Below are 21,735 nucleotides of genomic sequence, written 5' to 3'. Positions count from 1 at the left end.
TTAGGGTGAGGGGGTGACCGTGAGAATCGCACCCACCCATGAACTCGGCGCCGCCCGGCTCCGCTCCGTACGGGGAATGCTCGACACCGCCTTCGAGGGCGACTTCTCCGACGACGACTGGGAGCACACCCTCGGCGGCGTCCACGCCTGGATCGAGGACGAGCGGGGCATCGTCGCCCACGGCGCCGTCGTCCTGCGCCGCCCGCTCCACCGGGGCCGCTCGCACCGCGTCGGATACGTCGAAGGCGTCGCCGTCCGGGAGGACCTCCGGCGGCAGGGGCTCGGCGGCGCCGTGATGGCGGCCCTGGAGCGGGTGATCGACGGGACCTACGACTTCGCGGCGCTCAGCGCCTCGGACGAGGGGGCCGCGCTCTACCGCGCACGCGGCTGGCGGGTCTGGGACGGGCGCGTCGAGGCGCTCGCGCCCGAGGGGATCGTCCACCTCGCCGAGGACGAGGGCTCCGTCTTCCTGCGGCCCGCGGCCGGCCGGGCGCTGCCGGACCCCGCCGCCCCGCTGGTCTTCGACTGGCGGGACGGCGACGTGATGTGAGGTCCCGTCAGGCCCGCTCGGGGGCGTCGGCGGCGGCGTCCTTGCGGGCGTGGCCCGTGGCCGTCTCCAGGTGCGAGGTGTACACGGCGGAGAACATCGAGGTGAGGGCGATCGTGATCGCGAGCCCGCCCGTGCCGAGCACCCCGATGAAGAACGCCGCCATCGCGCCGGCGACGAGGACGAACCAGGCCGTGAGCACCGCCTTGCCCCGGCGGCTCAGGAACAGCCACCGCCGCGGAGCGGGCGTCGGGGCCCCCACGGTGCCGGCCGGGCCCGCGGTCGCCGCGCGCGGCCGCTTGAAGTAGCCGTACACCAGCCACTCCCCGCACAGCTCCCAGCCCTCCGGCGTGAGCTCGTCGAGGACGCGGCCGCGCCGGCGCCCGGCGATCACCTCGCGGCGGTACTCCCAGCGCAGTGCCGACCCGGGCGTGCGGCGGCAGACGAACCGGCCGATCGCGTCGAGCCCCTCGACCTCCCAGCCCTGGTCGCCGTGGACGGCCAGCATCCGGCGGTCGTTGAAGAGGTCGGCCGTCCAGGTCCAGGACTCCGCGAGCTCGTCGGGCTCGCCGGGCGCCGGCGCGAGACCGCCGAGCTGCGCGGCGAACGCGGCGGCGGGGCCGAACTCCTCCTCCGGGGCCGTCCCCGTCTCCGCGAGGTGGGCCCGCAGGTCCTCGACGGTCGCGTCGATCTGCTCGTCCGGCACGCGGGCGGCGCGCAGCGAGCCGGCGAGCTCGGCGAAGTAGGCGTCGGTGGTCATGGTCTCGTTCCCCCTGGACTGAGCATGGTCTGTACGGCGCTGTGGAAGGTCAGCCACGCCCCGGTCTCGGCCGCGAGCCGCTCGCGGCCGAGGGCCGTGAGCCGGTAGTAGCGCCGTCCCGGGCCGCGCTCGGCGGCGCGGAACTCGGCCTCCACCAGACCGGCCTCCTCCAGGCGGTTCAGGACGGGGTAGAGCGTCCCGCCCTTGATCTCGCCGAGTCCCGCCTCGGCGAGCGCCTTGGCGATCTCGTACCCGTAGCTCTCCCCGTCCCTCAGGAGGGAGAGGACGAGCAGGTCGAGGACTCCTTTGAGCCAACTGGATCTGCGGTCTGCGGCCATGGGCACATCTCATCACTACCTAGGTAGGAATGCAATCTATATAGGCCTGCGAGGGTCGGTGCGGTGTGCGGTGTGCGGTGTGCGGCGTGCGGTGTGCTGGGCGGCGGGGAAGGCGGGGAAGGCGGGGGAGCGGCGGGTCACGCAGTGTGGGGCGCCGTCTCAGATAGTAGGAAGTCCGAGTAATTGTGGAGACAGATGCGCGGGCCTGCCCTAGCTTTGTAGAAGCCGAACGTCTCGCTTCATCAAGCGAATGGCGGTCGAGAGCGCGACGCCCTGTGCAGGCAACCCCTGCGGCGGCGCTCCCCGCCCTTTCCGGCGCCTTCGATCACCAGCTGATCTCCGCACATCCGGATCACCAATGATCTCAAGGAGTCGATCCCCCATGGCCGCTCAGACCGCCCGCCGCGTCCGCCACTCCGCCAACCGTCCCAGCGACGAGGCCAGGCAGAACGCCGCCGCCGCCCTCCAGCGTGCCCTCGACCGCCGTGACAACGGCGGCTCCACCGGCCACTGATCCATCCCGGCCCGTCTCGTCCGGCCGTCGGTTCGTCCACATGGCGGACGGAACGTGTCAGACGATGGGACGAAGAGTAGGGTGCCGACATGTCTCACAGCATCAATCTCGCAGTCATTCCCGGCGACGGCATCGGCCAGGAGGTCGTGGCCCAGGGCCTCAAGGTCCTCGCGGCCGTCCTTCCCCAGGACGTGAAGCTGGAGACCGAGGAGTACGACTTCGGCGCCAAGCGCTACCACGCCACCGGTGAGACCCTCACCGACGCCGACCTCGACTCGCTCAAGAAGCACGACGCCATCCTGCTCGGCGCCATCGGCGACCCGTCGGTGCCGTCCGGCGTCCTGGAGCGCGGCTTCCTGCTGAAGCTCCGCTTCGCCTTCGACCACCACGTGAACCTGCGTCCCTCGAAGCTGCTCCCCGGCGTGGCCACCCCGCTCGCCGGGCAGCCCGAGATCGACTTCGTCGTGGTCCGCGAGGGCACCGAGGGTCCGTACACGGGCAACGGCGGCACCATCCGCAAGGGCACCGAGCACGAGGTCGCCACCGAGGTCTCGGTCAACACCGCCTTCGGTGTCGAGCGCGTGGTCCGGGACGCCTTCGCCCGCGCCCAGGCCCGCCCGCGCAAGAAGCTGACGCTGGTCCACAAGAACAACGTGCTGACCTTCGCCGGCCACCTCTGGACGAACATCTTCCAGAAGGTCGCGGCCGAGTACCCCGAGGTCACCACCGACTACCTGCACGTCGACGCCGCGACGATCTTCCTCGTCACCGACCCGGCCCGCTTCGACGTGATCGTCACCGACAACCTCTTCGGCGACATCATCACCGACCTCGCCGCGGCCGTCTCCGGCGGCATCGGCGTCGCCGCCTCCGGCAACATCAACCCGAGCGGCGCGTTCCCGTCCATGTTCGAGCCGGTCCACGGCTCCGCGCCGGACATCGCGGGCCAGGGCAAGGCCGACCCCACGGCCACCGTCCTCTCCGTCGCCCTCCTGCTCCGCCACCTCGGCTACGAGACCGAGGCCGCCCGGGTCGAGGAGGCCGTCGCCGCCGACCTGACCGCGCGCGGCGACTCCGTCCGCACCACGGACGAGATCGGCGACGCGCTCGCCGCGCGAGTAGCGAGCTGACCCGCGCCGACTGACATCGACAGCAGCCGCCGGGTCGCACCACAGCCCGGCGGCTGCCGCATGCGCGGCCGCGGGGCGCTCCCCCCGAACTCCGGACCGCGCTCACCCGTTTCCCGCACAGGTCCCCACGGGCGATAATCGAACGTGGGGCCGCGGCATACGGGCATGCCCGGACGCCGCCTCGCCAGGGCGTACGCGCGCGGTCCTCTCCACACAACCGGTGAAGGACACGCACTCATGACGACGCCCACGATCGAGCTCAAGCCCTCCTCCAGCCCGCTGTCCGCCGCGGAGCGCGAGGCGATCCTGGCCAACCCGGGATTCGGCCGCCACTTCACCGACCACATGGTCACCATCCGGTGGACCGAGGGCCGCGGCTGGCACGACGCCCAGCTCGTGCCGTACGGTCCGCTCTCCCTGGACCCGGCCACGAACGTCCTGCACTACGCGCAGGAGATCTTCGAGGGCCTGAAGGCCTACCGCCGCCCCGACGGCTCGGTCGCCACGTTCCGCCCCGACGCCAACGCCCGCCGCTTCCAGGCCTCCGCCCGCCGGCTCGGCATGCCCGAGCTTCCGGTCGAGACCTTCGTCGAGGCCTGTGACGTGCTCGTCAGGCACGACGAGGCCTGGGTCCCGGCGCACGGCGGCGAGGACTCGCTCTACCTGCGTCCGTTCATGATCGCCACCGAGGTCGGCCTGGGCGTCCGCCCGGCCAACGAGTACCTCTTCGTCGTCATCGCCTCGCCGGCCGGTCCGTACTTCCAGGGCGGCGTGAAGCCGGTCTCCATCTGGGCCTCCGAGGACCGCGTCCGCGCCGTCCCCGGCGGCGTCGGCGACGCCAAGACCGGCGGCAACTACGCGGCCTCCCTGCTCGCGCAGGCCGAGGCGGCGGCCAAGGGCTGCGACCAGGTCTGCTACCTCGACGCGGTCGAGCACAAGTGGGTCGAGGAGCTCGGCGGCATGAACCTGTACTTCGTGTACGGGGGCGCGTCCGGCGAGAAGCCGAGGATCGTCACGCCGACCCTCACCGGTTCGCTGCTCGCCGGCATCACCCGTGACTCGCTCCTCAGGGTCGCGAAGGACCTGGGCTACGAGTCCGAGGAGGCCCGCGTCTCCATCGACCAGTGGCAGGCCGACACCGAGAACGGCACCCTCACCGAGGTCTTCGCCTGCGGCACCGCCGCCGTCATCACCCCGGTCGGCACGGTCAAGTCCGCCCGGGGCGAGTGGCAGCAGTCGGGCGGCGAGCCCGGCGAGGTCACGATGAAGCTGCGCGAGGCGCTGCTCGCGATCCAGACCGGGAAGTCCGAGGACGTCCACGGCTGGATGCACGAGCTCGGCAAGTAACTACTCCGTCGCCGCCAGGGCTTCCGGGGCCGTCGTCACGGCCTCGGGAGCCCTGTTCGGCGTCAGGACGGCGTACAGGGCGCCGCCCGCGATCCCCGAGAGGACGAAGCTGCAGTCGATCCCGCCCGTGAGGGCGAGCAGCGGCCCTTCGTAGAGGGGCGTCGACACCGCGGCCAGGCCGACCGCCGCGCCGATCGCCCAGGAGACGGTGGCGCGCGGGTGCCAGCCCGCCGAGAACCAGTAGATCCCGCCGCGCGAGCGGTTGTTGAAGACCTGGAGCGCCTCCGGGTCGTACCGCCCGCCGCAGCGCGCGTGCCCGATCAGGGTGATCACCGCCCACGGGGTGCCGATCGCGGTGAGCAGCAGGACGAACGAGGTCATGGCCGTCTGGGCGTCCGAGGCGAAGTGGCCGAGGAAGACGAAGGCCGTCGCCACCGCGGCGACCACGAGCGTGGCACGCGCGCGCGTGGCCTTCGGCAGGATGGCGTCGAGGTCGAGACCCATCGAGTACAGCATCAGGCCCGCGTTGCCGACGGAGCCGGCGGTGGCGGCGATGAGCAGCGGTACGAGGTACCAGACGGGCGACGCGTCGACGAGCGGGCCCGCGTAGTCGAGGCCGCCGCGCGCCGCCAGGGCGGTGAAGGTGCCGAAGAGCTGCGGGACGAGCAGGCCGACGGTCAGGCCCAGGACGGTGGCGCGCCACACGGTCTTCGGGCTGTACCGCTCGGGGGAGACGTACCGGGTGTAGTCGCCGAGCAGGGTGATGAAGGCCACCGGCCCGCTGAGGCCCGCCGCGACGGCGGCCAGCAGCCAGGTCGGCCAGAAGGAGCCGAGCAGGTACGGGGTGTCCGGCACCGCCGCCGTCGTGAAGTCCCCGGCGTAGGCGGCCAGGCCGACGGCGAGGAGCACCGTCATGCCGATCGCGAGCGCCTTGCTCAGCCGGAGCAGCAGCCGGTAGCCGTACACCGCGCCCACCACGGTGCAGGCCGCCAGGAGCGCGTAGACGGCGGCGTGGGCCGCGCCGCCGGTCGGCAGGCCGATCAGCCGGGCGAGTGTGCCCACCATCACGTCGCCGCCGATCCAGAGGGTCAGCGCGGTGTAACCGAGCGAGAGCAGGAGCCCGACCACCGAGCCGACGAGCCGGCCGCGGACGCCGAAGAAGGCGCCGGAGGAGGTGGAGAGGTTGGTCGCGGTGCGCAGCGACACGAGCGCGAGCGGGGCGGTGACCGCGACGCCGACGAGGGTGCCGGTGACGACGGAGGTCACCGAGGCCCAGAATCCGAGCCCGAAGGACACCGGGAGCCAGCCGAAGACGATCACCCCCAGACAGAGGTTGGAACCGAGCAGGATCGAGACGAGATCCCGGGGGCCGCTGGTGCGTTCGGCCTCGGGGATCGTGTCGACTCCGCGCTGTTCTATCGGCATGAGGACTCCCTGCGGGGGCGGACGGGGACATATTTAGAGCGGCGCTCAATGTGACCCACGCCTGTCGGTGACGTCAATGCTTGGAAGGCGAGGTCTTAACATTTAGAGTGTCGCTCAAACGTGTCGCAAGTGCAGGAGGTGACTGGGTCGTGAGACTGAACCCCACGGAACGCGACCGGCTGCTTCTCTTCGGTGCCGCCGAACTCGCCCGCGCCCGCCGGGCCAGGGGCCTGAGGCTCAACGTGCCCGAGACGACCGCGCTCGCGAGGCTGCCCGGCCCCGGGCACCCCGACGCGTCCGAGCCGGCGCTCACCCTCCTCGTACGGAACACGGCGACGGTCCCGGTGGCCATCCCGGCCGGAGCCTCCTTCCGCTTCGACCCGGGCGGCGAGGCCGAGGTCGGCCTCGTGCCGATCGGCGTCGCCCGCGTCGCCATCGGCTTCGCCGGTCTGGTCGACGGTCCGCTGGACGCGCCCGGCGCCCGGGACGAGGCCCTTCGGCCGCGACGCGGTCGCCGAGCACTACGGGATGATCGTCTGCGTCCACGACCTGGAGACCGACCTCCCGGGCGACGCCGCCACGGCGCGCGACCGGATCAGGGCCGGGACGACGGGCGCGGAGGACGTCCTGCACGACCTCGGCGCGATCGGGATCACCCCTCCGACGCGCAGGGGATGGGAAGGGCCGGCGAGACCGTACGCCGGACCTTCGCCATGGCCGGGAAGACGAAGGCCGAGCTGGGCCCGATGGAGGGCGACGGCGCGCACGACGACAACGCGCGCGTGCTCCGCTACACCGCCAAGCTCGCCGTCAACCCGGCGATCGCCCACGGCCTCGCCCACGAGATCGGCTCGATCGAGGTCGGGAAGATGGCCGACATCGTGCTCTGGCGACCGGAGTCCTTCGGCGCCAAGCCGCAGATGGTCATCAAGAACGGCTTCCCCGCGTGGGGGGTCGTGGGCGATCCGAACGCCGCCACCGACACCTGTCAGCCGCTGGTCCTCGGACCGCTGTTCGGCGCCCACGGCGCGGCTCCGGCCGACCTGCGCTTCAACTCCCGCGTCGGCGACGTGCAGGTCGACGACCGGACCGGCCTCGTCTCGCTCGACGGCTCACCGATCCGCTCCGAACCGGCCGAGTCCGTCTCCCTCAACCGCCTCTACTTCCTCTAGGACCCGAACCATGACCTACCGCATGCCCGCCGAGTGGATGCCCCACGAGCGCACCTGGATGGCCTGGCCCAGCGCCAACCCCACCTTCACCAACGCGGAGGAGCTGGCCGAGGCCCGTACCGCCTGGGCGTCCGTGGCCCGCGCCGTCCGCCGCTTCGAGCCCGTCACGGTGGTCGTCGCCCCCGGCGACACGGAGTCCGCCGCCGCGCTCCTCGGCCCGGAGATCGACCTCGTCGAGCGCGAGCTCGACGACGCCTGGATGCGCGACATCGGCCCGACCTTCGTCACCAACGGCACCGAACTCGCCGCCGTGGACTGGGTGTTCAACGGCTGGGGCGCTCAGGACTGGGCCCGCTGGGAGCACGACTCCAAGATCGCCCGCCATGTCGCGGACGCGGCCGGGGTCCCCGTGCTCTCCTCGCCCCTCGTCAACGAGGGCGGCGCCATCCACGTCGACGGCGAGGGCACCGTCCTCCTCACCGACACCGTGCAGCTGGGCTCCGGCCGCAACCCCGAGTGGACCCGCGAGCAGGTCGAGCAGGAGATCCACGCCAAGCTCGGCACGACCAAGGCGGTCTGGCTGCCGCACGGCCTCGCCGGCGACTACGGCCAGTACGGCACCCAGGGCCACGTCGACATCGTCGCCGCCTTCGCCCGCCCCGGCACGGTGCTGGTCCACAGCCAGCAGGACCCCGCCCACCCCGACTACGTGCGCTCGAAGACGTACGTGGAGATCCTGCGCGGCCAGACCGACGCGAAGGGCCGCCCGCTGGAGGTCATCGAGGTCCCGGCGCCGACCGTCCTCAAGGACGAGGAGGGCGACTGGGTCGACTACTCGTACATCAACCACTACCTGTGCAACGGCGGCGTGGTGCTGTGCGGCTTCGACGACCCGCACGACGAGGTCGCGGCCGAGATCTTCCGCCGCCTCTTCCCGGAGCGCGAGGTCGTCCTGGTCGACGCCCGCACGATCTTCGCGGGCGGCGGCGGCATCCACTGCATCACGCAGCAGCAGCCGAAGGTCTGAACCGGCCGGCGACGGCCGCGCGCTCCGTGCGGGCGCGCGGCCGCGCCGATCCCGCATCCCGGTGGCCCGTGCGCCGTCACGAGGACGATCGGGTAGAACGTACGAGTGAGTCAGAGCAGCAACCCCGCCCCCTCCTCCCACCCCCGCCGGCGCAACCAGGCGGCACCGCCCCGTGAGGACGTGCTCGCCGCCGCCATGGACACCATCGCCGAGCGCGGGCTCGACGGGCTGACCATGGCCGGGCTCGGGCGGCAGGTCGGGATGAGCAGCGGGCACCTCCTCTACTACTTCGGCACCAAGGACGAGCTGCTGCTGCGGACCCTGGAGTGGAGCGAGGGGCGGCTCGGGGCCGAGCGGAGCGCCCTGCTGTCCCGGCCGGGGACGGCGCGCGAGCGGCTCGACGGGTACATCGAGGTGTACGTGCCCGACGGGCCCCGCGACCCGCACTGGACCCTCTGGCTGGAGGTCTGGAACCGGTCGCAGAACGCCGACGCCGACGCCCGCGCCCGGCAGGCCGCCATCGAGGGCGCCTGGCACCGGGACCTGGTCGCGATCCTCGCCGAAGGGATCTCGCGGGGGGAGTTCCGGCCGGTCGACCCGGACCGCTTCGCGACCCGGACGAGGGCTCTCCTCGACGGCTTCAGCGTGCACGTCGCGGTCGGCATCCCGGGCACGGGGCGCGCGCAAGTCATCGAGCACGTACGGGAGTTCGTCGCCGAAACCCTGATCTCGCGACCGTAAGGCACGCAAGTACTCCCGATCGTTGCCCCCACCGCCTTGTGGCCCGCGCGAGGGTTCCGGCACGGTTCCTGCCCATGGGACGAGAGCACTGGAAGAAGATCTGGATCGGCTCCGCGGGCAACATGGTCGAGTGGTTCGACTGGTTCGTGTACGCGAGCTTCGCCACCTACTTCGCGGGGGCCTTCTTCCCCGAGGGGGACGACACCGCCAAGCTCATGAACACCGCCGGCATCTTCGCCGTCGGCTTCTTCATGCGCCCCGTCGGCGGCTGGCTCCTGGGCCGGGTCGGCGACCGGAAGGGCCGCAAGGCGGCGCTCACCCTCACCGTCACGCTGATGTCCGCGTCGGCCGTGCTGATCGCCGTCGCCCCGACGTACGCCGTCGCCGGGTACGGCGGCGCCGCCGTCCTCCTCCTCGCCCGTCTCCTCCAGGGCCTCTCTGTCGGCGGCGAGTACGCGGCCAGCGCCACCTACCTCACCGAGGCCTCCGCGCCCGAGCACCGCGGCTTCGCCTCCAGCTTCCAGTACGTGTCGATGACCGCGGGCCAGGTCCTCGGCCTCGGCCTGCTGCTGGTCCTCCAGCACACCCTGTCCTCCGACGCCCTGCACGCCTGGGGCTGGCGCATCCCCTTCGTCGTCGGCGCCCTCGGCGCGGCCGTCGTCTTCTACCTGCGCCGGAACATGCTGGAGACGGAGGTGTACGAGGAGACCGCCGACTCCGGGGTGGCCCACGGACAGCAGGGCACCCTCAAGGCGCTGTGGGCGCACAAGCGGGAGGCCTTCCTCGTCGTCGCGCTCACCATGGGCGGGACGGTGGCCTACTACACGTACACCACCTACCTCACCAAGTACCTGTCCAACTCCGCCGGGCTGCCCAAGCAGACCGCCACCCTGGTCTCCTTCTGCGCCCTGATCGTCTTCGCCTGCCTGCAGCCGCTCGCCGGGCGGCTCTCCGACCGGATCGGGCGCCGCCCGCTGCTCATCACCTTCGCGGTCGGCTCCACGCTGCTCACCGTCCCGATCCTGACGATGCTGAGGCACGCCGGGTCCTTCTGGCCGGCCCTCGGCCTCTCCCTCCTCGCGCTCGTCGTCGTCACCGGCTACACCTCGATCAACGCCTGTGTGAAGGCCGAGCTCTTCCCGACGGGCATCCGCGCCCTCGGCGTCGCCCTGCCGTACGCGATCGCCAACGCGCTCTTCGGCGGCACCGCCGAGTACGTGGCGCTCTGGTTCAAGGACGCGGGCATCGAGTCGGGCTTCTCCTGGTACGTGGCGGGCTGCGCGGCCGTCTCGCTGATCGTCTACCTCGCGATGCGCGAGACCCGGGACATCGACCTGGGCCGCGTCGGCGCGGCGGGAGCCGTGCCCGAAGACCCGAAGCGAGATCAACTGCCCGTATCGTGAGACCGCCGTCCCGGCGGCACCACACCTGTGTCAGACTTCCGGCGTGCTTGCTACCACGATGATTATCGGCAGCGGCGCGCCGGTCCGCAGTGGCCACTGAATCGCGGCACGACCCCCGCGGCAGTGGACACCGTGCCCCAGACCCGCGCGCAGACCTCTCGCACCCGCGAGGGGTTTTTTCGTTTTCCGGCCCCACCCACGCCGGAAGCGGACGACGCGTGAGAATGGGGGCAAGTGGATCCATACCTTCCGGAGCCACATCCGACAGGAGCCATCACAGCCATGACCACGGAGAACGCCGAGGGCTCGCGCCTCGACGACAGCTTCCATGTCTTCGACACGACCCTGCGCGACGGGGCGCAGCGTGAAGGCATCAACCTCACCGTCGCGGACAAGCTGACCATCGCCCGGCACCTCGACGACTTCGGCGTGGGCTTCATCGAGGGCGGCTGGCCCGGCGCCAACCCGCGCGACACGGAGTTCTTCGCCCGCGCCCGGCAGGAGATCGCGTTCAAGAACGCGCAGCTCGTCGCCTTCGGCGCCACCCGCAGGGCCGGGGGCAGTGCGGCCGAGGACCCGCAGGTCAAGGCGCTCCTCGACTCCGGCGCCCCCGTGATCACCCTGGTCGCCAAGTCGCACGACCGGCACGTCGAGCTCGCCCTGCGCACCACGCTCGACGAGAACCTGGAGATGGTCCGCGACACCGTCGCCCACCTGACCGCCCAGGGGCGCCGGGTCTTCGTCGACTGCGAGCACTTCTTCGACGGCTACAAGGCGAACCCGGACTACGCCAAGGCCGTCGTCCGCGCCGCCCACGAGGCCGGCGCCGACGTCGTCATCCTCTGCGACACCAACGGCGGCATGCTGCCCGCGCAGATCCAGGCCGTCGTCGCCACCGTCCTCGCCGACACCGGCGCCCGCCTCGGCATCCACGCCCAGGACGACACCGGCTGCGCCGTCGCCAACACCCTCGCCGCCGTCGACGCGGGCGCCACCCACGTCCAGTGCACCGCCAACGGCTACGGCGAGCGGGTCGGCAACGCCAACCTGTTCCCCGTCGTCGCGGCCCTGGAGCTGAAGTACGGCAAGAGCGTCCTGCCCGAGGGCGCCCTCGCCGAGATGACCCGGATCTCGCACGCCATCGCCGAGGTCGTCAACCTCACCCCCTCCACGCACCAGCCGTACGTCGGCGTCTCCGCCTTCGCCCACAAGGCCGGACTGCACGCCTCCGCGATCAAGGTCGACCCCGACCTCTACCAGCACATCGACCCCGAGCTGGTCGGCAACACCATGCGGATGCTGGTCTCCGACATGGCCGGCCGCGCCTCCATCGAGCTCAAGGGCAAGGAGCTCGGCGTCGACCTGGGCGGCGACCGCGAGCTCGTCGCCCGCGTCGTCGAGCGGGTCAAGGAGCGCGAGCTCAAGGGCTACACGTACGAGGCCGCCGACGCCTCCTTCGAGCTGCTGCTCCGGGAGGAGGCCGAGGGCCGGGCCCGCCGCTACTTCCGCACGGAGTCCTGGCGCGCGATCGTCGAGGACCGGCCCGACGGCACCCACGCCAACGAGGCGACCGTGAAGCTCTGGGCCAAGGGCGAGCGGATCGTCGCCACCGCCGAGGGCAACGGCCCGGTCAACGCCCTCGACCGGGCGATGCGGGTGGGCCTGGAGCGGATCTACCCCAACCTCGCCAAGTTCGAGCTGGTCGACTACAAGGTCCGCATCCTGGAGGGCCGCCACGGCACCGAGTCCACGACCCGGGTCCTGGTCACCACCAGCGACGGCAACGGCGAGTGGTCCACGGTCGGCGTCGGCGAGAACGTCATCGCCGCGTCCTGGCAGGCCCTGGAGGACGCCTTCACCTACGGCCTGCTGCGGGCCGGGATCGACCCCGCAGAATAAGCCAGCTATATCCCGTTAGGTCCGGTTCGGGTAGCGTCGAACCATGAGGACCAGGGCGATATCCGTACGGTCGGCCCTCGGCGGGCTGATCCTGCTCCTGCTCTTGGTCCTGGCGCCCACCGCGAGCGCCAGGGCCACGGGCGTGCCCGACGCGGCCGCCGCCCTGAGACAGGGCCCGGTGTACGTCGACCCCGGCGCCGCCGGCCAGCTCTCCACGGCCGAGGCGAACGCCCTCGCGCGGAAGATCAAGGACGCGGACAAACCGCTCTTCGTGGCGGTGCTCCCCGCGAACGCGCAGTTCCCGCCCCAGGGCCTCATCGACAACCTGCGGGCCCAGACCGGCATCGCCGGCCTGTACGCGGTCCGCCTCGGCGACCGCTTCGACGCGGGCGTCGACCCGTCCGTGATGTCCCCGGCCGCCGTGCAGAACCTCGTCACCACCGTCCGCGCGCCCGACGCGGACGCCGCCGAGGAACTGAACGCCTTCGTCGACCAGGCCCTGCCCGCCATGCGCGGCTCCGCCCCCGCCTCCTGGGGCTCCGCCGGCACGGACTCACCGGTCCCCGTCGCCGGGCTCGTCACCCTCGGCGCGGTCGTCGTCGCCGCCGGTGCGGGCGCCTACGCCGTGGTCCGCCGTAACCGGCTCCGCAAGGAGGCCGAGGAGCGCGCCGCGCTCGACCGGCTCCGGGTCGTCGTCGACGAGGACATCACCGCCTTCGGTGAGGAACTCGAACGCCTCGACTTCCATCCCGCCGAGCGCGGCGCCGACGACGCCATGCGCGGCGACTACGAGCGCGCCCTCGACTCCTACGACCGGGCCAAGTCCCTGATGGGCGCGGCCACCCGGCCGCACGAGGTCCGCGGTGTCACCGAGGCCCTGGAGGACGGCCGCTTCTCCCTCGCCGTCCTGGCCGCGCGCCGCGAGTCCCGCCCGCTCCCCGAGCGCAGGCCCCCGTGCTTCTTCGACCCGCGCCACGGCCCGGCCGCCGACGACCGGACCTGGACCCCGGCCGGCGGCGCCCCCCGGCAGGTCCCGGTCTGCGCGGTCGACGCGGCCCGCCTCGACGACGGCCTCGACCCCGTCGCCCGCACCGTCGACACCGACACCGGCCGCCGCCCCTACTGGGAGGCCGGCCCGGCCTACGGCCCCTGGGCGGGCGGCTACTTCGGCGGCGGCATGCTCCCCGGACTCCTCGTCGGCACCGTGCTCGGCTCGATGCTCTCCACTCCCGCGTACGCCTCCGAGTACGGCGGCGGCGACTTCGGCGGCGGCGACCCCTCCGGCGGCGACTTCAGCGCCGGGGACTTCGGCTCGGGCGACTTCGGCGGAGGCGACTTCGGGGGCGGCGGCGACTTCGGCGGCGGCGGAGGATTCGACGGCGGCGGAGGGTTCTGACGGCTCAGACCAGCGGCTTCACCGACATCAGCAGATGGCGGTGAGTCGCCTCGGGGCCGTCGGTGAGCAGGGCGCGCTGCCCGGGGCCCAGGAGGTGGAAGCGGACCTCGGGGGAGTCCAGCGAGCCCAGCGCGTCCAGGAGGTAGCCCGGGTTGAAGGCGACCGTCAGGGCCTCCGAGCCGGCGAGGGTGCCGGGGAGGCGCTGGGAGGCCACGTCGTCCTCGTAACCCGCCTGGAGGTGCAGGCCGGTGGGGGAGAAGGCCAGCTGGACCGGGCTGTCGCCCTCCGCGACCACCGCGACCCGCTTGACGGCCTCGGCCAGCGGCACCCGCGCGGTGACCGCGAGGGCGTGCTCCCCCAGGGCGAAGAGCTTGTCGTGGCGGGGGAGCCGGCCGTCGAGCAGCCGGGTGGTGGTGCGGGTGCCGGCGCTCTCGAAGCCGAGGGATCCGGAGTCCAGCGCGAGGCGGGCCGGGCCCGCGCCCGCGAGGGAGCGGGCGATCTCGGTGAGCCGGCGGGCCGGCACGACCACGTCGGCCTCCTCCGCCGGGGCGCCGGCCTCCGGCCGCCACTCCAGGGTGCGGACCGCGTACCGGTAGCGGTCGGTGGCGGCCAGGGTCATGGTGGCGCCGTCCAGGGCCAGCCGTATCCCGGTCAGGACGGGCAGTGAGTCGTCACGGCCCGCGGCCACGGCGACCTGGCCGACCGCCGTCGCGAAGGCGTCCCCGTCCACGAGGCCGCGCACGGCGGGCAGGGCGGGCGCGGCCGGATAGTCGTCGAGCGGCAGCAGGGAGAGGCCGAACCGGGCGTCGCCCGAGGTCACGGAGAGGCGGGCGCCCTCGACGGCGAACTCGGTGACGCCCCTGGGCAGCACCTTGCAGATGTCGAGCAGACGCCGGCCCAGGACCAGCGCCCGGCCCTCGACGGCCACGTCGGCCTCGACCTCGACGCGGGCCGAGGCCTCGTGGTCGAGGCCCGAGACGCGCAGCCCGTCGCCGCCCGCCTCAAGGAGCAGGCCACCGAGGACGGGCATCGGGGAGCGGGCCGGCAGCACGCGCGCGGCCCAGGCCACGGCGTCGGTCAACACGGCGCTGTCGATACGGAATTCCATGCAGGCGACGCTAGCGGCCGCCACTGACAGAGCGGTTGACCAGCGGTTTCGGGTGTCCGGGCGCGAGCCGGCCCCCGCTCGGCCCCGAGGCGGCGCGCCGAACTCCCGTGGACGGGAAGAGAATCACGCCCTTGATCGTTCTGGTGTTCGACAGCGAGGGCGGCACACAGGGGGAGCAGCGTCATGACCGATGTCCACGGCACGGTGGAGCCCGGATTCGAGATCGTGCGGGAGGTGTTCGCGGGGGTCGCCGCGAACGAGGCGCGGGACGGCGGAGCGCAGCTCGCCGTTCACCACCGCGGCCGGCTCGTCGTCGACCTCTGGGGCGGTGACGGCGTCGACGGAGACTCCCTGCTCGGGCTCTACTCCTCCTCCAAGGGCGCCATGGCCCTGGTCGTCGCCCTCCTCGTCCAGGACGGCGTCCTCGACCTGGACCGCGAGGTCGCCTCCTGGTGGCCCGAGTTCGCCGCGGAGGGCAAGGGGAAGATCACCCTGCGGCAGGTGCTGTCCCACCGGGCCGGAGTGATCGGCGCCGACGGCGGCCTCTCGCCCGAGGAGATCGCCGACGACCGTCTCATCGCCGCGCGCCTCGCAGGGCAGCGCCCCTTCTGGGAGCCGGACACCGCCCACGGCTACCACGGCACGGTCATCGGCGCCCTCGTCGGCGAGGTGGTGCTGCGGGCCACCGGCCGCACGGCCCAGGAGCTGTACGAGGAGCGGGTCCGCGCCCCGTACGCCCTCGACTACCACCTCGGCCTGCCCGAGGAGCTCGAAGCCCGCTTCCGTACGGCACTCCCGCTCCTGCCCACCCCGGCCCAGCGGGCCTTCCTCGCCGAGAACCCGATCGCACCGGACAGCCTCATGGCGATCGCGTTCAACCTCCACGCCGATCCGCCGTTCGACGACGTCGCATACGCCAACTCCCGGGCCGTCCGCGCCCAGGCGCCGCTCTCCGGCGGCGGCATCGGCACCGCCCGCGGCCTCTCCCGGATGTACGCGGCGATCGCCGGCGAGCTCGACGGCCGCCCCCCGCTCCTCGCCCCCGGCACCCTGGCCGAGTTCGCCCGGATCCATTCGGAGGGGACCGACCTCGTCACGGGCTCGGAGAGCGCCTTCGGCCTCGGCTTCGTCCCGCTCGCCACCCGCTACCCGTCCCTGAGTCCCACCGCGATCGGGCACAGCGGCGCTCCCGGCTCGCAGGCCTTCGCCGACCCGGCCACCGGCCTCGCCTACAGCTACGCCCGCCGCCGCTTCGGCTTCCTGGCCGGCCCGGGCGCCCCCGAGAACGACCGGCTGGTCCAGGCGGTCGTCGAGGCGGCGGCGAAGGCCGTCTGACCTGCGCGGTCGCGGTGCCCGGTGAGGCGAGACCGTGATCGGCGCGGCTCCGTCGCGCCCCTCCGGCTCGCCGAGGGCGCGAAGACCGCCCTCGCCTTCCGTGCCGCCGCCGAGAAGCGCGGCCGACGCCCGGATCCCGGGAAACGCCGAGCGCCCGCCTTCCGCTGCTGCGGAGGGCGGGCGCGCTCGTGTGTCCGGGGGTCGGCAAGGACCCGGGCGTTCCGGAGGGGTCAGGCGGCGTTCTTGATCGCGGAGATGTCGAAGTTCAGCTTGACCTTGTCGCTGACCATGACGCCGCCGGTCTCCAGGGCCGCGTTCCAGGTCAGGCCCCACGCGGAGCGCAGGATCTCGGCGGAGCCCTCGAAGCCGACGCGCTCGTTGCCGTAGACGTCGGTCGCGGTGCCGTTGAACTCCAGGTCGATGGCGAGCGGCTTGGTGACGTCCTTGATCGTCAGGTCGCCCGTGATCCGGTACTTGTCGCCGCCCAGCTGCTCGGCGGTCGTGGAGCGGAAGGACATCAGCGGGAACTGGTCGGCGTCGAAGAAGTCGCCGCTGCGCAGGTGGCCGTCGCGGTCGCCGATGCCGGTGTCGATGGAGGCGATCTTGACGTCGATCGAGGCGGTGGAGGCGCCCGGGTTCGCGCCGTCCAGCTTCAGTGCGCCCTCGTGCTCGGCGAACGTGCCGCGGACGTTGGTCACCATGGCGTGACGGACGGTGAAGCCGATGCTGCTGTGCGCCGGGTCGATGGTGTAGTCGCCGGTCAGGGCGGCCAGTGCCGGGTCGACGGGCAGGGTGGCGGTGGCGACGGCGGACTCGGTGTTCTTGCGGCCGAAGAGACCCATGACGTGCTCCTTGTCGGTGTTTGTTGAACCTTCAACGAGAACGACTGTAACCCTATTCCGTTCAACATTCAACATCTATGGAAGCTGTTCATCCGAACGGCGTCACACCGACACCGACGCCCTCTGGCGGACGCGCGTAGAACTACGGCACCATCTCCCCTGCGCGACGAGCACCACCTGCACAGCCGTCCCCACCCGTCACGGTCACCAGCAGGAGGAAACCCCCGTGAAGCTCCGCTCCGTCCTCACCGCGGCCGCCCTCGTCCTGGGCGCCCTGTTCGCCCCCGGATTCGGCGCCCTCTCCACCGCCACCGACGCCCACGCGGTCACCAAGATCAGCCACGCCACCGCGACCTCGATGTTCCGCTCCTCCGGGATCACCTGGTCCTCCTCCGGCGGCTGCTCGGACCGCAACAACTCCACGTGCACGTCCTTCGAGCAGCTCAACCTCGCCACCGCCCAGGGCGCCCAGACCCTCAAGAGCGCCAGCGGCTGCGCCCTCAACATCACCGGCGGCACCGAGACCGGGCACGCGAGCGGCACCTACTCGCACTGGAACGGCTACAAGCTCGACTTCGGCAAGGCCACCTGCGTCACCAACTACGTGAAGAACACCTTCACCTACATCGGTCTGCGCGGTGACGGAGCCCCGCAGTGGCGGTCCGGCGCGGGCAACGTCTACGCCGACGAGGGCAACCACTGGGACGTGACCTTCTACAACTGCGGCGGCTGCTGACCCGAACCGCGGCCAAGACGCCCCCTTCGGAGGTCACTTGGACTAACCGAAGGGGGTTCTTGGACTGGAGGGGCCCGCGCGGCGCGATCTCGTTGACGGTGCCGCCGGGGCGCGGCTGACTGGTCCGCATGTCCCTCCCCCTCTCCTCCAGACTCCGCGCGGCCTGCGCCCTCGCGGCCGCATCGGCCACGGTCTGCGCCCTGTCCGGGCCCGCCCTCGCCGAAGCCCCCGGCCCCACCCCCGCCACGGTCACGGCCGCCGGGCCCGTCCTCGCCTCCGACCAGCTCTCGGTCACCGTCGCCGAGGACTTCCCCCGCGTCCTCTCGTACACCGACCGCGCGAGCGGCGCGCGCCTCCTCGGGAGTACGGCCCCGGTCACGCGGGTCGTGCTCAACGGCACCGCCCACGCCGTCCAGGCCAAGGGCGCCCCCGTCCTGACCGCCCGCTCCGCCGCGTACACCCTCGTCTTCCCCGACCTGCCCGGCGTCGAGATCGACGCCCGGCTGAGCGTCGACGGCCGGACCACCACCTTCAAGGTCACCGCCGTCCGCGACACCGAGACCTTCCGCGTCGGCACGATCGACGTCCCCGGCCACGACCTGGTCTCCGTCGGCTCCTCCGACACCGGCGCCGCGACCGCCTTCACCCGGCTCGACCCGGACTCCACCCGCACGGCGGACGTCTTCGCGCGGGTCACCGAGGCCACCGCGGCCGAGGCGAACCCGGTCGGCGCGAGCTACGCGATCGTCAACACCGGGCAGCTCGCCGCGGCCGTCGAGTCCAACTCCAGCTACGACAAGCCCTCCGGCGCCTCCGCCCGCGACGGCGCCCGCTTCTGGCACCAGGCCCGCACGAACGGCACGGAGACCCGCGTCGGCGTCTGGTCCGGCCAGTGGACCTACCGGGGCGAGGGAGCCCCGCGGCCCGAGACCGGTGAGGACCTGCCCTGGGCGAAGGTCGTCGTCACCCCCGACGCCAACGCCGACGGCACCACCGACTGGCAGGACGGCGCCGTCGCCTTCCGCACCATCGGGATCAAGGCCCCCGGCAGCGACCAGACCCCCCGCCGGGTCGTCGCCCACATCCCGTTCAACTTCGCCTCCCAGGCCACCCACCCCTTCCTGCGCACCCTGGACGACGTCAAGCGGATCTCGCTCTCCACCGACGGACTCGGCCAGTTCGCGCTGCTCAAGGGATACGGCTCCGAAGGCCACGACTCCGCCCACCCCGACTACGGCGGCAACTACAACAAGCGGGCCGGCGGCCTCGCCGACCTCAACACCCTGCTCCGCGAAGGCAGGAAGTGGGGGGCGGGCTTCGGCGTCCACGTGAACGCCACCGAGTCGTACCCGGAGGCGAAGAACTTCAGCGAGACCCTCGTCGACAAGACCAAGCCCGGCTGGAACTGGCTCAACCAGAGCTACTACATCGACCAGCGCCGGGACGTGAACAGCGGCGACCTCGCCCGCCGCTTCCGGCAGCTGCGCGACGAGACCGACCCCAACCTGTCGACCCTGTACATCGACGTCTACTACACGCACGGCTGGATCGCCGACAAGACCGTGCAGGCCGTCCAGGCACAGGGCTGGAACGTCGCCACCGAGTGGTCCGAGAAGTTCGAGAGGGCCTCCCTCTGGTCCCACTGGGCCAACGACCTCGACTACGGCGGCGCCACCAACAAGGGCCTCAACTCGCAGATCATCCGCTTCATCCGCAACGGCGAGAAGGACGTCTGGAACAACCACCCGGTCCTCGGCCAGACCGCCCTGGTCGACTTCGAGGGCTGGACCGGCGAGACCGACTGGAACGCCTTCTCCGCCAACATCTGGCAGCGCAACCTGCCCGCCAAGTACCTCCAGCAGCAGAAGATCACCCGCTGGAACGGCGACGACATCACCTTCACCGGCGGCGTCCGCGGAACCGTCGAGAACGGCCGCCGCACCTTCTACGAGAACGGCCGCAAGGTCCTCGACGGAGAGAACTACCTGCTCCCCTGGGACGGCGGCAAGAAGCTCTACCACTACAACAGGACCGGTGGGACGACCAGCTGGGCCGTGCCGGCCGGCACGCGCGCGTACACCGTGTACAAGCTCACCGACAACGGCCGCGTGAGGACCGGCACCGTGCGGCCCTCCGGCGGACGGATCACCCTCGACGCCACCACCGGACAGCCCTACGTCCTCTACCCGGACAGCGCCCCCGCGCAGACCGCCCCGCGGTGGGGCCAGGGCACCCCGGTGAAGGACCCCGGCTTCAACGACGCGAAGCTCCGCGCCTGGACCAGGGCCGGCACCGTCGCCCGCGACACCGACGACCAGGGCCGCAACAGCGCGAAGCTCAGCGGCACCGCCCCCGCCTCGGTCCACCAGCGGATCACCGGCCTCACCCCAGGCGAGCGGTACACCGCCTCCGCCCTCGTCGAGGTCGAGCCCGGAAAGAGCCGCCCCACCATCCTCTCCGCCGGCGGCGCCTCCGTCACCGTCGAGCGCTCCGCCCTGGAGGACCGGGTCGCCGCCTCCGACTGGAACGGCACCCGCCTCCAGCGCGCCAAGGTCACCTTCACCGCGCCCCCCTCCGGCTCCGTCCCGCTGCGGATCCAGGCCGCGGGCGGCAGCCCGGCGACCGTCCGGATCGACGACGTGCGGATCGTCGCGAACGACCCGGCGACGAAGGCGGGAACCGTCGCGTACGAGGACTTCGAGGCCGTCGACCAGGGCTGGGGCCCCTTCCTCAAGGGCGACGCGGGCGGCACCACCGACCCGCGCACCCACATCGCCCAGCTGCACGCCCCGTACACCCAGGCAGGCTGGAACGGAAAGCTGGTCGACGACGTCGTCGGCGGCGCCGAGAGCCTCAAGTCGCACGACGAGAACAGCGGACTCGTCTACCGGACCGCGCCCTGGACGGTCCCGATGAAGGACGGCCACAGCTACCGCGTCGAGTACGCCTACCAGTCAAGCCACGCGGGCGCGTACGAGTGGGTCACCGGCTACGACCGCGCGAACGGCACCGGGGCCGTCGAGACCCGGCGCACCCCGATCGGGCAGCAGCGGGCCACCGGGCACTTCGCCGAGACCGTCACCGCCGGCTGTGGTGACACCTGGACCGGTCTGCGCAAGCGCGGGGACGCCCCGGACGGGGCCGACTTCGTCCTCGACGGCTTCACCGTCACCGACCTCGGCCCGGCCGCCGAGCGCGCCGCCTGCGGCACCCTCACCGTCACCGCGCCCGAGACCCTGGAGCCCGGCCGCCCGAACCGGGTCACGGCCACCTTCGGCAACGACGAGGCCGGCGAGGTCACCGGCGCCCAGGCCGTCCTCGCCCTCCCCGAGGGCTGGACCGCCGAACCCGCGGCCCCCGTCGCCCTCGGCACGGTCGCCCCGGGCGCGAAGGCCACGGCCACCTGGCAGGTGACACCGCCGGTGGACGCGGCCTACCGCCCGTACCCGCTGGGTGCCACCGTGACGTACGGGATCGGGGGAGGGGAGCGGAAGCTCGGCGCCGCCACCACCGTCCGCACCCTGCCCCCGCCGCCCACCGCCGACAGCTGGGCGAGCGACCTCGACTGGACCTCGGCCGCCAACGGCTGGGGACCCGTCGAACGGGACCTCTCCAACGGCGAGACCGGCACCGGCGACGGCTCCCCGCTGCGGATCGGCGGAGTGACCTACGCGAAGGGCCTGGGCAGCCACGCCCCCGCCACGGTCCGCTACTACCTCGGGGGCCGGTGCACCTCGCTCACCGCCGAGGTCGGGGTGGACGACGTCCAGACCAGCCGGGGCAGCGTCCGGTTCAGCGTGCTCGCGGACGGCGCCGAGAAGGTGACGTCCCCGGTACTCAAGGCCGCGGACCCCGCCTGGCCGCTCACCGCCGACATCACCGGCGCCGCCTACGTCGACCTGGTGGTCGGCGACGGCGGCGACGGAAACGGCAACGACCACGCGGACTGGGGGAACGCCCGCTTCCACTGCGGGAGCTGACGGAGCCACGAGACAGTAAGCGCTTGCCGTGCTCA

Annotated in this window: 17 protein-coding genes and 2 pseudogenes; 14 read left to right on the top strand and 5 right to left on the bottom strand. The window is 72.4% G+C overall.

Features of this window, described 5'->3' with window-relative positions; all coding sequences use genetic code 11:
• Positions 1-13 precede the first annotated feature (13 nt).
• Positions 14-550 carry a GNAT family N-acetyltransferase gene (locus ABTY59_RS23195; protein WP_352020903.1) on the top strand — a complete coding sequence of 179 codons (537 nt, stop codon included), beginning with the start codon at positions 14-16 and terminating at the stop codon, positions 548-550.
• Between the two features lie 7 nt (positions 551-557).
• On the opposite strand, the gene ABTY59_RS23190 is transcribed toward ABTY59_RS23195, so the two are convergent.
• Both ABTY59_RS23190 and ABTY59_RS23185 read right to left on the bottom strand, forming a co-directional pair.
• Positions 558-1,307 (bottom strand): hypothetical protein, encoded by a 750-nt coding sequence (locus tag ABTY59_RS23190; RefSeq protein WP_352020902.1) that lies wholly within the window; start codon positions 1,305-1,307, stop codon positions 558-560.
• Entirely contained in the window at positions 1,304-1,645 is a 342-nt protein-coding gene (locus tag ABTY59_RS23185) for a PadR family transcriptional regulator (protein WP_352020901.1), read from the bottom strand. The genes ABTY59_RS23190 and ABTY59_RS23185 overlap by 4 nt, the downstream gene beginning before the upstream one ends.
• Before the next feature lie 382 nt (positions 1,646-2,027).
• Between ABTY59_RS23185 and ABTY59_RS23180 the strand changes: the two genes are divergently transcribed.
• From ABTY59_RS23180 to ABTY59_RS23170, 3 genes are all read left to right on the top strand, one after another.
• Positions 2,028-2,159 (top strand): hypothetical protein, encoded by a 132-nt coding sequence (locus ABTY59_RS23180; RefSeq protein ID WP_256341282.1) that lies wholly within the window; start codon positions 2,028-2,030, stop codon positions 2,157-2,159.
• Between the two features lie 89 nt (positions 2,160-2,248).
• Positions 2,249-3,289, top strand: a complete 1,041-nt coding sequence (locus tag ABTY59_RS23175) for a 3-isopropylmalate dehydrogenase (RefSeq protein ID WP_352020900.1) — start codon at positions 2,249-2,251, stop codon at positions 3,287-3,289.
• A gap of 237 nt (positions 3,290-3,526) precedes the next feature.
• A complete protein-coding gene (locus ABTY59_RS23170; RefSeq protein ID WP_352020899.1) occupies positions 3,527-4,636 on the top strand; it encodes a branched-chain amino acid aminotransferase in 1,110 nt (369 codons plus the stop codon).
• Here the strand turns inward: ABTY59_RS23170 and ABTY59_RS23165 are convergent, their stop codons facing one another.
• Positions 4,637-6,061, bottom strand: a complete 1,425-nt coding sequence (locus ABTY59_RS23165) for a cytosine permease (RefSeq protein WP_352020898.1) — start codon at positions 6,059-6,061, stop codon at positions 4,637-4,639.
• A 107-nt stretch (positions 6,062-6,168) separates the two neighbouring features.
• Between ABTY59_RS23165 and ABTY59_RS23160 the strand changes: the two are divergent.
• The 7 genes and pseudogenes from ABTY59_RS23160 to ABTY59_RS23130 form a co-directional block, all read left to right on the top strand.
• Positions 6,169-6,510 (top strand): annotated as a pseudogene (locus tag ABTY59_RS23160) (urease subunit gamma); the annotation flags it as partial.
• Positions 6,511-6,547: 37 nt separating this feature from the next.
• Positions 6,548-7,233, top strand: a pseudogene (locus ABTY59_RS23155) (amidohydrolase family protein); the annotation flags it as partial.
• A gap of 10 nt (positions 7,234-7,243) precedes the next feature.
• On the top strand, positions 7,244-8,260 hold the full coding sequence (locus ABTY59_RS23150; protein WP_352020897.1) for an agmatine deiminase family protein: 1,017 nt from the start codon (positions 7,244-7,246) through the stop codon (positions 8,258-8,260).
• Between the two features lie 195 nt (positions 8,261-8,455).
• A complete protein-coding gene (locus tag ABTY59_RS23145; protein WP_352020945.1) occupies positions 8,456-9,001 on the top strand; it encodes a TetR family transcriptional regulator C-terminal domain-containing protein in 546 nt (181 codons plus the stop codon).
• A gap of 74 nt (positions 9,002-9,075) precedes the next feature.
• Complete coding sequence (locus tag ABTY59_RS23140; protein ID WP_352020896.1) at positions 9,076-10,404, top strand: MFS transporter; 1,329 nt, start codon at positions 9,076-9,078, stop codon at positions 10,402-10,404.
• A gap of 282 nt (positions 10,405-10,686) precedes the next feature.
• Positions 10,687-12,303 carry a citramalate synthase gene (gene cimA / locus ABTY59_RS23135; protein ID WP_352020895.1) on the top strand — a complete coding sequence of 539 codons (1,617 nt, stop codon included), beginning with the start codon at positions 10,687-10,689 and terminating at the stop codon, positions 12,301-12,303.
• A gap of 43 nt (positions 12,304-12,346) precedes the next feature.
• A complete protein-coding gene (locus ABTY59_RS23130) occupies positions 12,347-13,699 on the top strand; it encodes a hypothetical protein (protein ID WP_352020894.1) in 1,353 nt (450 codons plus the stop codon).
• Between the two features lie 4 nt (positions 13,700-13,703).
• Here ABTY59_RS23130 and dnaN read toward each other — a convergent pair whose 3' ends face one another.
• Positions 13,704-14,807: a DNA polymerase III subunit beta gene (gene dnaN / locus ABTY59_RS23125; RefSeq protein WP_352020893.1), complete on the bottom strand. Its 1,104-nt coding sequence runs from the start codon at positions 14,805-14,807 to the stop codon at positions 13,704-13,706.
• A gap of 183 nt (positions 14,808-14,990) precedes the next feature.
• Here dnaN and ABTY59_RS23120 point away from each other — a divergent pair, with 183 nt between their 5' ends.
• The gene (locus ABTY59_RS23120; protein ID WP_352020892.1) at positions 14,991-16,142 is read left to right on the top strand and encodes a serine hydrolase domain-containing protein; all 1,152 of its coding nucleotides are present in this window, start codon (positions 14,991-14,993) and stop codon (positions 16,140-16,142) included.
• Between the two features lie 230 nt (positions 16,143-16,372).
• Here ABTY59_RS23120 and ABTY59_RS23115 read toward each other — a convergent pair whose 3' ends face one another.
• On the bottom strand, positions 16,373-16,984 hold the full coding sequence (locus ABTY59_RS23115; protein ID WP_352020891.1) for a YceI family protein: 612 nt from the start codon (positions 16,982-16,984) through the stop codon (positions 16,373-16,375).
• Between the two features lie 226 nt (positions 16,985-17,210).
• Between ABTY59_RS23115 and ABTY59_RS23110 the strand changes: the two genes are divergently transcribed.
• Positions 17,211-17,720 (top strand): hypothetical protein, encoded by a 510-nt coding sequence (locus ABTY59_RS23110; protein WP_352020890.1) that lies wholly within the window; start codon positions 17,211-17,213, stop codon positions 17,718-17,720.
• 128 nt (positions 17,721-17,848) lie between these two features.
• Positions 17,849-21,700, top strand: a complete 3,852-nt coding sequence (locus tag ABTY59_RS23105) for an endo-alpha-N-acetylgalactosaminidase family protein (RefSeq protein WP_352020889.1) — start codon at positions 17,849-17,851, stop codon at positions 21,698-21,700.
• The last annotated feature ends 35 nt before the right edge of the window (positions 21,701-21,735 follow it).

It is taken from the genome of Streptomyces sp. NPDC096079, from assembly GCF_040303145.1.
Classification (GTDB): domain Bacteria; phylum Actinomycetota; class Actinomycetes; order Streptomycetales; family Streptomycetaceae; genus Streptomyces.
This window is presented reverse-complemented; position numbering and strand designations above follow the sequence as displayed.